This is a genomic window from Coriobacteriia bacterium, from assembly GCA_018368455.1.
In the GTDB taxonomy this organism is placed as follows: Bacteria; Actinomycetota; Coriobacteriia; order Coriobacteriales; family UMGS124; genus JAGZEG01.
Window position 1 is genome coordinate 1 of record JAGZEG010000030.1, and the last position, 10388, is coordinate 10388.

General features: G+C 57.3%; 9 protein-coding genes and 1 pseudogene. All 10 read left to right on the top strand.

Annotated elements, in window-relative coordinates; translation table 11 throughout:
- Positions 1-70: 70 nt before the first annotated feature.
- The 10 genes and pseudogenes from KHZ24_11725 (at position 71) to KHZ24_11770 (ending at position 10298) form a co-directional block, all read left to right on the top strand.
- Positions 71-199: pseudogene (locus KHZ24_11725) on the top strand (capsular polysaccharide biosynthesis protein CapF).
- Positions 200-205: 6 nt separating this feature from the next.
- The gene (locus tag KHZ24_11730; protein ID MBS5451855.1) at positions 206-1387 is read left to right on the top strand and encodes a UDP-N-acetyl glucosamine 2-epimerase; all 1182 of its coding nucleotides are present in this window, start codon (positions 206-208) and stop codon (positions 1385-1387) included.
- Positions 1388-1418: 31 nt separating this feature from the next.
- Positions 1419-2492, top strand: coding sequence for a hypothetical protein (locus tag KHZ24_11735; GenBank protein MBS5451856.1), 1074 nt, complete (start codon positions 1419-1421; stop codon positions 2490-2492).
- A 5-nt stretch (positions 2493-2497) separates the two neighbouring features.
- Positions 2498-3832, top strand: a complete 1335-nt coding sequence (locus KHZ24_11740) for a hypothetical protein (GenBank protein MBS5451857.1) — start codon at positions 2498-2500, stop codon at positions 3830-3832.
- Complete coding sequence (locus KHZ24_11745; GenBank protein ID MBS5451858.1) at positions 3825-4937, top strand: glycosyltransferase family 4 protein; 1113 nt, start codon at positions 3825-3827, stop codon at positions 4935-4937. The genes KHZ24_11740 and KHZ24_11745 overlap by 8 nt, the downstream gene beginning before the upstream one ends.
- An 11-nt stretch (positions 4938-4948) precedes the next feature.
- Entirely contained in the window at positions 4949-6049 is a 1101-nt protein-coding gene (locus KHZ24_11750; GenBank protein ID MBS5451859.1) for a polysaccharide pyruvyl transferase family protein, read from the top strand.
- On the top strand, positions 6049-7257 hold the full coding sequence (locus KHZ24_11755) for a Coenzyme F420 hydrogenase/dehydrogenase, beta subunit C-terminal domain (protein ID MBS5451860.1): 1209 nt from the start codon (positions 6049-6051) through the stop codon (positions 7255-7257). The genes KHZ24_11750 and KHZ24_11755 overlap by 1 nt, the downstream gene beginning before the upstream one ends.
- Entirely contained in the window at positions 7257-8717 is a 1461-nt protein-coding gene (locus tag KHZ24_11760) for a lipopolysaccharide biosynthesis protein (GenBank protein MBS5451861.1), read from the top strand. The genes KHZ24_11755 and KHZ24_11760 overlap by 1 nt, the downstream gene beginning before the upstream one ends.
- Before the next feature lie 9 nt (positions 8718-8726).
- The gene (gene wecB, locus KHZ24_11765) at positions 8727-9848 is read left to right on the top strand and encodes a UDP-N-acetylglucosamine 2-epimerase (non-hydrolyzing) (GenBank protein ID MBS5451862.1); all 1122 of its coding nucleotides are present in this window, start codon (positions 8727-8729) and stop codon (positions 9846-9848) included.
- 15 nt (positions 9849-9863) lie between these two features.
- Positions 9864-10298: a hypothetical protein gene (locus KHZ24_11770; GenBank protein MBS5451863.1), complete on the top strand. Its 435-nt coding sequence runs from the start codon at positions 9864-9866 to the stop codon at positions 10296-10298.
- Positions 10299-10388 lie beyond the last annotated feature (90 nt).

Below are 10388 nucleotides of genomic sequence, written 5' to 3' on the forward strand. Positions count from 1 at the left end.
GGGCGTGGACGCCGAGGGCAACCCGTACCCGGTCGAGGAGTACGTCGTGAAGGGCTCCGACATGCGCGTGGTGGAGATGATCCCCGGATACGCGCACTCGATCACGAACCTCTCCGAGACCGAGGACCTGGTCACGGTCATGTGGGCCAACGAGCCCTTCGACCCCGAGGACCCCGACACCTACTACGAGGAGGTGTAGCCGAACATGGCTGCCGACCGCAACGACATATCCTTCAAAGGCGACGGTCGCCTGAAGCTGCTGATCGTCGTAGGCACCCGCCCGGAGGTGATCCGCCTCTCGGAGGTCATCAAGAAGTGCCGTCTCCACTTCGACTGCCTTCTGGCCCACACTGGGCAGAACTGGGACTACACCCTCAACGGCATCTTCTTCCGCGACCTGGAGCTCGCCGACCCCGACGTGTACCTGGACGCCGCGGGGGCCGACCTGGGCGAGACGGTGGGCAACATCGTCGCGGCGAGCTACAAGCTTATGGTGCAGGTGAAGCCCGACGCCCTGCTCATCCTGGGCGACACCAACAGCTGCCTGTCCGCCATATCGGCAAAGCGCCTGCACATACCGATCTTCCACATGGAGGCGGGCAACCGCTGCAGGGACGAGTGCCTGCCCGAGGAGACCAACCGCCGCATCGTCGACGTCATCTCCGACGTGAACCTGGCCTACTCCGAGCACGCCCGCCGATGGCTGCACGCATGCGGCTGCGCCCCGGAGCGCACCTTCGTGACCGGCAGCCCCATGGCGGAGGTGCTGCGCGCGAACCTGGACAAGATCGAGGCGTCGGGCGTCCTGGACGAGCTCGGCCTTCGGCCCAAGAAGTACATGCTGCTGTCGGCGCACCGCGAGGAGAACATCGACACCGAGGCGAACTTCCGCTCGCTGTTCGGCGCTGTCAACGCCCTGGCCGAGAAATACGACATGCCCATCCTGTACAGCTGCCACCCGCGCTCGCGTAAGCGCCTGGAGGCCACGGGCTTCGAGCTCGACCCGAGGGTCCGCATGCACGAGCCCATGGGCTTCCACGACTACAACCGCCTGCAGGTGGGCGCCTTCGCCGTGGTGTCGGACTCCGGCACCCTGCCCGAGGAGTCGAGCTTCTTTGCGAGCATAGGCCGCCCGTTCCCGGCCGTGTGCGTCCGCACGAGCACCGAGCGCCCCGAGGCCATGGAGCGCGCCTGCTTCACCCTGGCCGGCGTCTCCGAGAAGGGCCTGCTGCAGGCCGTGGAGACCGCCGTGGCCCTAGACGCGGGGGGCGCCCTGCCTGAGGCCCCCGTGCCCGACTACGCGACCGAGAGGGTGTCCACCAAGGTCGTCAAGATCATCCAGTCCTACACCGGAGTCGTCGACAAGATGGTGTGGAGGAAGAGCTGATGGATAGAAAGAATTGTGATGCGGGGTTGATATGTTAGGCCTGCTCCTCCCTAATAGCCTCAGATATAGTCAGTATGCGTTCAAATATTCGCAAATTCTCAAGAAACATAACGTTGAACATGAATTTGTTTTTTGGAATCGGGATGGGATTGACTGCAATCTTCACAATGTGATTTGCTTCGATAAGCAGATGAGCGATTTCTTACCGCTGTGTAAGAAATTGCCACTGCTGTTTAGCTATGCGAGTTTTGTAAAGAGAACAATTAGGGAAAGGGACTATAGCGGATTGATTGTGTTCACCAGTCAAATGGCGACCATGCTCATGCCATTACTGCTGGGGGAGTACAAAGACAGATTTATCTTTGACTATAGGGATATCTCGCGTGAGGGATTTTCGCCTTACAGAAGCGCAGTAAGGAAGATTGCTTCGCATGCACGTTTCACAGCTGTTTCTTCGCCAGCTTTCGAGGATGTCATTGGGCCAGGGTGTTCGACCTACGTTGTTTCTCATAATGAAAGAGGCCTCAAGTTTGATATCGCTCAAGAGACGTCAATTGATTATGGGGTTATACGCGTAGCCTTTTGGGGCACCATTAGGCAGCTAAGTTTTAACAAGCTTGTTTGCCACAGATTTGGTTCTGACAAACGATTTTCGTTGACCTTCCATGGGTCTGGGTGCATAGAAGAACTCGAGCATTATTGCAAGGAAAATGGGTTTGACAATATCAATTTTACCGGCGTATATGATGAGGTTGATATCGAATCCTTTGCCCAAGCGACTGACTTGCTTTTGAACGCATATGAGAACGATGCTATCCAAAAACTTGCTTATACCGTTAAATACTATGATGGTTTAAGGTATGGCATCCCTATCGTTGTAACAAAAGAATCTGCAATGGCGAAAAGCGTCGCCGATAAACATCTAGGGATTATTGTGGATTGGAATGATCCGATCTGCACGGACGGTATTTATGAGTCTTACCAGGCGTTTGACTGGGCCTTATATTTGAAATGTAGGAACGATGAAATTCGACGAATTATGGCAGATGATGAGCGATTCGAGCTGATGGTGACCGACTTCGCAATGTCCGTAATAGAGCAATGAACGACATGTTGGTAGCTAAATCAATCACTTTTGCACCTGTTAAACGGAGCAAGGAGGGTGGTTTTGCTGGATTGTTTTCGGTATTAGTCGCCTTGCTTCCGTTTTTCTACCAATACGCTACGCCTATCCCTGTTCTCTCGTTAGGTGAGGCAGTTCTACTGCCATTTATCTTGGTATATTTGGCTATTGATTTTAAAAAGGGCATTACAACTCGAGGTTTCTCTGGTTTCTACCTGCTGATGCTTTTGGTCATAACCGTGAACTTCATTGCAGTAATTGTTCAGCCTTATGCATCGTTTCAAAAATCAGCCACTATCCTAATGCGGCTAATCTATTACTCTTTTCTGATTTATGTGGGCTGCAAGCACATTCGCGTGGATGCTTTTTTTATGACTTTGATTGCTGCGACAACGGTAAACAGTGTTTATACCATCGCGCAGTACGCTGCGCACATGTTTTTGGGACGCGATCTTCCGACGACACTGTCTTTCCTGCCTGTCTTCAACAGAGAGGATCTTCAAGGACGAACTGATCTTGTCGTGCATTACTTATATTATTTTCGCCCGAGCGGGTTCTTTTTGGAGCCGAGTTACGCCGCACTATTCTCTGCGCCGAGCCTTCTGATTTTGCTGCTGCATGAACGATATAGCAAAAAGCCGTACTCCCTGTTATTCGCCGCAATAATCACCATTGGTTTGGTCATCGGAACTTCGTCCATGGCACTAATCGCGATTCTGCTTGGTTGGTTGTGCTTTGCAGCTCGCCGCTTTGTTTCTCGTAATGCGCGCGGGCAAGTTGTGATAAGTCCTCTTGGGCTATTTGCTGCAATTGCCTTATGCGCTTTGGTGGCTCTCGTCCTTTTTTCTCCTTTAGGAGAGATGACCTTGAGTCGAGCGAATATGACTGGCGGCTCTGCCGGGCAGAGAGTCATCAGGGGCTGGATTGTTGCTTCTCAACTTGATTTAAAGACTTTTCTATTCGGAACCGGACTGAACAATGTTGCCGAGTTTGTTCGCTACTTCGGTGTAACGACGCAATTTGACGAGAATCTTGATTACCTCTCCAGCTGGTCGAGCGCTCTTGTTTCCTCTGGGATATTCGTATTGCTGGGATACTTACTTTTCATGGGACGGCTTTTCTTTGCCCAAAAAACTCTTGTTGGTAAGGTTTTCGTTCTGTTGTTTGTCGCTACTGGCTTTGTTGAGGCGATGCTCTATACATATCGATTTGCTTTCTACCTTCTTACTGTACTTTCATTCATAAATGAAGCGTCTATACATCGAAAAGTCAATGCGCAAATCGATGGGGAAACCCGTAAAGGTCAGGTTTGCTATGCGTAAAATTATCTTTCTGTATTTCAGGTATTACGATTTTGCTAGTAACAGATACGAAATCGGCGGCATTGAGACCTATATCAGAAACCTTTGCGAAGTTGCCAGTGCATGCGGATGCGAACCTCATGTCTTGATTCCCATACAAGGCGCGATAGATGACAGGGTCTTGGCTGCCGGCGAAGAAGTTCATCTAGTCAAGTGCGTTCCAGGCGATGTTCACCCTCTGGTTGCAGAGGCTTATCGGATAGGCAACGCTCAAGAAGACGTCCTGGTATTTGCTACTAGCACAATGATAGAAAAGACCAAGTTCAATCATACCGTCGGTATTCAGCACGGTATTTATTGGGACACCACATCCATCCATGGGCAAGAATTTACAGGGAGAAATGTGTCAACTGCGGCGCGGGCTGTACAGGCAAAGAGTATTCTGAACCAGCACTCGCTTGTTTCCCGTATGGTATGCGTGGACCTTAACTACGTTAACTGGATGCGCGCGCTGAGCGTCGCTAACAGACTGCCCTATACGTATATCCCGAATTTTGCCGACACTTCGATTGCTGTGCCCGAGCGGAAAAGCGATGGCAAAGTGCGCGTTGTGTTCGCGCGGAGGTTCGAGGCTATCCGCGGGTGCGAGCTGCTCATCGACGTGATGCCGAGGCTTCTCCGCGAGCATCCCGAGGTTGAGCTGACCATTGCCGGAGATGGCTCGCTTGAGGGCGAGCTGCACAAGGCATTCGACGGAGGCGGTCGAGTTAAGTTCACTCGTTACGATGCTTGGGAGAGCATCGCGTTCCACGGGCGGTTCGACATCGCTCTGGTGCCGTCCGTCGCCTCCGAGGGGACTTCGCTGTCGCTGCTCGAGGCTATGTCAGCGGGCTGTGCCGTCGTGGCGACGGATATCGGTGGCATGTCGAACATCGTGCTTTCTGGACATAATGGATTGCTCGTACGGCCGGAGGCCGATGACCTATATCGATCCGTCAGCAGGCTCGTGCGCGACATCGAACTCAGGACCCGCCTCTCGCGCAACGCGAGGCGGACGGTCGAGGACTCGTTCTCGCGTGAGCGTTGGGCCGAAAGCTGGACGGAAGTGTTGAAGGAACTCTCATAGGGAGCTTAGCTTTGACGAACAAACAAGGGAAGGCCAAGGTCGGCATCCTGACCTGGCACTACTACAGTAACGTCGGAAGCAACCTTCAGGCATGGGCTATGCAGCACTTGCTCGTTGATATGGGCTTCGACGTTCGCTTCGTGAACTACAGGAGGCGCGAGCTCGATGGCGAGAGGTTCCCAAAGGGGCTGGCAAAGCCTATCCTCAATGCGCTTCCATTTGGGCCGAGCTTCGACGCCTGGAGGTTCCAGCGCGACGAGCTGAGGCAGACACGCAAGACGTATGACCCCGCGGACGCCCGCGCGATCTGCGACGGGTTCGACGCCCTTGTCTGTGGTAGCGACCAGATTTGGGCGCCCAACGTTTTTAACCCCGTCTACATGCTGGCCGGAGTTTCCGACGGCGTTCGGAAAGTTGCCTATGCGGCAAGCATCGGCTTACCCGACATACCCGCTGCGCTTCGCAGCGAATACAGAAGCCTCCTGTCCCGCTTCGACGCAATTGGCGTGCGGGAGGAGCAGGGGCGCGACCTGCTTGTGAACGAGCTTGGCCTTGATGCTATCACGGTCCTCGACCCGACTTTCCTCGTGTCTAGGGACACCTGGCTCTCTGTTGCTGACGATGCGCGTGTGGCCAATGGGCCCTACGTGTTCTGTTATTTCCTCGGCTCGCCTTCTCGTTATTCTGACGCTGTGCAAAAAGCCGCCCGACAGACCGGCCTTCCTGTTATTACATACCTTCCCGAGGCCGGGGAGGCCGAGATTCCCGGCTGCCGGACGCTTCGCAGGATGGCCGTTCCGGAGTTCCTCGGCTGGCTCTCCGGTGCCTCCCTCGTGATGACCGACTCTTTCCATGGCATAGCCCTTTCCGTCAACCTGGGGGTCGAATTTTGCGCCTACAAGAGGTTCGACGAAGGTGACGCACTCGACCAGAACTCCCGTGTGCTGAATATTTTGGGCAAGCTGGGGCTACTTGGCCGACTTTTGCCGCTCGGCGAGTGCTGCGTACCCGAGATTGACTGGGATGTCGCCAACGCAAGACTCACGGATGAGGTGGCCGCATCGAGAAGGTTTCTTGCCCAGGCGCTCGACGGCGTGGGAGGCGGTGCTTAATGCCGGTCCTCGCTGGGGAGGAACTTTGCACGGGATGCACCGCATGTGTCGCCGCATGCCCCATATCCTGCATAGAGATGGCTCGGGACGGCGAGGGTTTCCTGCAGCCCTCAGTGGGAGGGAGGTGCATCGGTTGCGGTGCGTGCGAGCGTGTCTGCCCCATCATCAACGGCGCGACTGGGCATTCAACCGAGGAACAGAAAGCTGTTGCGGCCGTGACGTGGGACATGGACGTGTGGAAGGCTAGCTCTTCGGGCGGCGCTTTCACCTGCCTGTGCGACGCGTTTGCGGCCATTGAACCAGATTCAGACACCGTGGTGTATGGTGCTGCTATGGACTTCCCGCATGTCAGGCATATGAGGTGCGAATCGGGGAATATAGCATCCTTACGCAAGTCGAAGTATGTCCAGAGCGATAAAGGCGGCACCTTTCGACAGGTCAGGGATGACTTGAGGGCCGGCCGAAGAGTCGTCTTCTCTGGTACCCCCTGCGAGGTAGCGGGCATTTATCTGTTTTTGGGAAGCCTTGCTGAATCAGAGTCGCTTCTGCTGGTGGATCTCGTATGTCACGGTGCCGGCAGCCCGGCAGTGTTCGAGTCGTGCATGGAGAGGGCCTCTGCCAAGATGGGTAAGATTGTCGGTTACGGGTTCCGTTGCAAGCGGGCGGTGGTCGGCAACTACGAGAGGCACTTGTCCATGTATAAGTACCTGGACAAGTGCTCCAATGCAAAGGTTAAGTACGTTAGGGGCGACGACTACAACAGGCTCTTCCTGAACCAGGCGTGCTTGCGGCGCTCATGCATGGAGCGTTGCCGCTTCAGGGACCGCAGGCGCTTCGGAGACGTGACGCTTGCCGACCTCAACGGCAAGGGCGCGCTGTTCCCCGAGCACGACGATGGCCGCGGGTGGTCGACGGTCGTTGGCAATACGAAGAAAGGACGCGCCGTTATGGCGCGCCTGTCGGGCGCGATGGAGGTGCTTCCGTCCACGCCCGACGACGTGGCACGGTTCAACCCGCTCTTCGACCACACGACTCCCGGCAACCCGGGGCGAGACGAGTTCTTCCAGCGCTTTTGCGCAGGCGACAATCTTGGGGGACTCGTGGATAAGTTCGGGCTTTCTAAGTCCGTCAAGTCGGAGATTATGCTCTACGTCCCAAGAGGCTTGAAGAGCTTTGTCAAAAGGGCTCTTGGGGCGGTGAGGGACTGATGGCTGGTGTCTCCAGACACACTGTTGTCACATCGCTCATCTGGAAGTTCCTCGAGAGGGGCAGTGCGCAGATCGTCTCGTTCGTTGTTTCGTTGGTGCTCGCGCGCCTTCTCGGTCCGACCGACTACGGCGTGGTGTCGTTGGTGCTCGTGTTCACGGCCATCGCGCTCGTCTTCGTGCAGGGTGGCTTCAACACGGCCCTCATTCAGAAAAATAGCGTCGACGAGCGTGACTACTCTAGCGTGCTTGTCTTCTCGCTGGGAATGTCCCTGGTAATTTATCTGGTCCTGTTCCTGGTAGCTCCTGTCGTCGCTGATTTCTACGGCAACCCCGAGGTCTGCCAGATATTGCGGGTGATGGCATTGGTGCTCCTGCCCGGAGCCTACAACTCGGTGCAAGTGGCTTACGCCGAGAAAACGTTCCAGTTCCGCAAACTGTTTGTGGCGAACCTTGCTACTGCCGTTTGCTCCGGTGCTGCGGGCGTCGCGCTCGCCTTCGCTGGCGCAGGCGTCTGGGCACTCGTTGCCCAGCAGCTTGGCAATCAACTCTTCGTGTGCATCGTGCTCACCTTTACCCTCCACTGGTGGCCTAAGCTGGGATTTTCCTTCGATGCCGTCAAAGGACTTTTCGCGTTCGGTGCGAACGTCCTTGCTGGCGATCTGCTCGTTCAGATTTTCCTCAACCTGCGCAACCTCATTGTGGGCCGTGTGTTCGATGCAGCGACTCTGGGACTCTTCAACCGCGGGCATCAGTTCCCGGCCGCCGTCATGCAGGCTGTGACGGGCAGTATGCAGGAGGTGATGCTTCCCACCTTTTCCGGCGTGCAGGACGACTCCGGGCGTGTACTCTCCATCGCTCGTCGGTCGGTGCGGGCGAGCTGTTTCGCGATCTTCCCGCTGATGTTTGGGCTGGCCGCATGTGCCGTGCCCCTTGTTGAGCTGCTACTGGGAGAAAGTTGGGCGGACTGCGTGCCCTACCTTCAGGTTTTTGCGGTGTCGTACTGTTTCCAGCCCATCCAGATAGTGACTGCCCAGGCAATGAGGGGGCTTGGTGACAGCAGGACCACGCTCAGGCTCGAGGTGGTTCGCAAGGCTGCCGAGCTGGGACTCATGTTCTGCAGCATACCCTTGGGCCCCGTGGCGCTTGCCACCAGCTCCGTTGTGGCCGGCGCTGTATCGTGCGCCGTGGCGCTTATCCCCAACGTGCGCGTCCTTGGTTACAGCCTTCGCAACCAGTTTTGCGACCTGGCGCGCCCCCTCGCGGGCTCGGCCGCGATGGCGGCCTGCGTGCTGGGCCTTGGGCTGCTGCCCCTACCCGACATCGTCATGCTTGCACTTCAAGTTGCTGTGGGTGTTGCCGTGTACGCGGCGCTAATGGCGTTGATGAGGGATGACACGATGGGGTTGCTTGTCAGCGGCCTCAAGGGAGTGCTCGCCCGCAAGGCCGTTCGCAACGATTAAGGAGAACGGATGTCCAAAAGAAAAGTGATGCTCGTCTTCGGGACCCGCCCGGAGGCCATCAAGATGTGCCCGCTCGTGAGGGAGCTCAAGGCTCGTCCCGACGAGTTCGAGACGGTCGTCACCGTGACCGGCCAGCACCGCGAGATGCTCGACCAGGTGCTGCGGGTCTTCGACGTCGCGCCCGACCACGACCTGCACGTCATGAGGCCGGGCCAGACGCTGTTCGACGTGACGTGCGACGTGCTGCTCAAGATGAGGGCCGTGCTCGAGGAGGGAAAGCCTGACGTCGTGCTCGTCCACGGCGACACGACGACCTCCTTCGCCGCGGCCCTGGCCTGCTTCTACCTGCAGATACCCGTGGGCCACGTGGAGGCGGGCCTGCGCACCCGCGACGTCCACAGCCCCTGGCCCGAGGAGTTCAACCGACAGGCGGTGGACATCGTCGCGGAGCACTACTTCGCGCCCACCGATGCCAGCAGGCGGAACCTGCTGGGCGAGGGTAAGCCGGGGGCCAAGATCTGGGTCACCGGCAACACCGGCATCGACGCGCTCCGCACCACCGTGCGCGAGGGCTACTCCCACCCCGAGCTTGACTGGGCGAGGGGCAGCCGCCTGATCCTGATCACCGCCCACCGCCGCGAGAACCTGGGCGAGCCCATGCACGGGATGTTCCGCGCCATCCGCCGCGTGATGGAAGAGCGCCCCGACACCAAGGCGATCTACCCCATCCACATGAACCCGCAGGTGCGCCGCGCCGCCCACGATGAGCTGGACGGCTTCGACCGCCTGAGGATCATCGACCCCCTGGAGGTCGTGGACTTCCACAACTTCATGGCGGCCAGCCACCTGATCCTGACCGACTCGGGAGGCATCCAGGAGGAGGCGCCTAGCCTGGGCAAGCCGGTGCTGGTCATGCGCGACACCACCGAGCGGCCCGAGGGCGTGGAGGCCGGCACGCTGAAGCTGGTGGGCACCGAGGAGGGTGTGATCTACCGCGAGTTCTCCAGGCTGCTTGACGACCCGGAGGAGTACGCCTCGATGAGCCGCGCCTCCAACCCCTACGGCGACGGTCACGCCAGCGAGAGGATCGCGGACGTGCTGGCGGGGGAAACGCCGCGCTCGTCTGAATAGGAATGGCAGGTAAAGATGGACTCTGACATTGCTGGAACTCTCTTAGATCTCGGCGGCTCTCTTGCTGCGCTTGCTGCCAAAGGTACCGCATCCGCCATTGCTACCAAGGTGAAATCCCTGAAGGAGGAGAAGAGCGCGGAGGCGGTCAGAAATGCATACGACGAACTTGTGAACAGACTTCTCGAGGAACGCTCCGAGGCAATACTTATCGCCCAAGCTTACAAGGCCGAACTTGATCGGGTCCAGATTAGCGATGAGGATATCAAGAGTCTTGACGCGACTATTGGACGTGTTCTTGACGTTTTCCTGACCTATTCGGTTACTCAACCCCATGATTCTGAGAAAGTCGAAGCGCAACGCGTTGCTATCAATCAGGTTCGACAGCTCATCTCGGCGGATACTTTGCGGACCATGCAACTTCTCGGTGGGCCTGTAAGATTATCTGTGTAAGTCCCGCGACCCGGGGCCCGTCCCCGAGGAACGGAGGCGAGGCATGGCGAGGAGGAAGAGGGACGCGCGCGCCGAGGAGATCGCGGCGGC